The organism is Bacillus sp. mrc49 (assembly GCF_002803435.1).
In genome coordinates, this window is sequence record NZ_PHNG01000192.1 from 1 (window position 1) to 844 (window position 844).

Annotated in this window: 1 protein-coding gene; it reads right to left on the reverse strand. The window is 41.5% G+C overall.

The features are described 5' to 3' along the window. The coding region (locus CVN76_RS01335) for an AAA family ATPase (protein WP_157805366.1) at positions 1 to 501 on the reverse strand (501 nt) is incomplete at its 3' end. Between the last annotated feature and the right edge of the window lie 343 nt (positions 502 to 844).

An 844-nucleotide genomic window follows, 5' to 3' on the forward strand; every position in this document is an offset into this window, starting at 1 on the left:
CCTTCCCAAGGAATATGCCTCATCGATGAATAAGATCCCGCCAATGGCTTTCTTTATTAAATCCCTCGTTTTTTGGGCAGTATGACCGATATACTCTCCAACTAAATCCGCCCTTTCCGCTTCGATTAAATGCCCTTTTGAGAGTACATTCATTTTTTGAAACAACTTCCCGATTAAACGCGCAACCGTTGTTTTTCCCGTTCCGGGATTTCCTTTGAACATCATATGCAATGCTTGACGGCCAGTCTTCATTCCTTTAGCCTCGCGCTGTTTGTTGATGTAGATCCACGCATATATTTCTTTGATCATCCGTTTCATTTCTTCCATTCCGACCAGCGATTTCAGCTCCTCTTCGATTTCCCTCAGGGCTGCATGCTGGTGAGGTATTTCCTGTACCAAAATTTCTTTTATCGGCAGATCCTTTTGTAGCGTTTTTCTATTTTCCGCATTAAACACGATATTGATTTGCCCGTTATTTTTCATACGGATCGGTTGTTCCAATGCATTCACCTCTCCATCTTGGACCCTTGACTCCACGATTGCATTCTTTTTCCGATTTATGATGGGAATGCTTATGTAACATAAGCCGAAACTTTCCCCCGTCGGGAAATTCCCTTATTTCTTTTCGTGAATTCAGAAAATGCCAGGGTAAAATGCCAGCTTTCCTTTTCAACGGTGCATGATCACGACTGAATTCTTCCATTGAAACTATATTCCGACAAACTTCCTTCCAATTCGCCCGTTTAAACGGGGAATTGTCAATTCCTGCGGTTTCCCGGAAAATAATCGTCCCTAGATATATATTCAAAACACGTACGTAACATTATCGATTATTTGAAAAAAC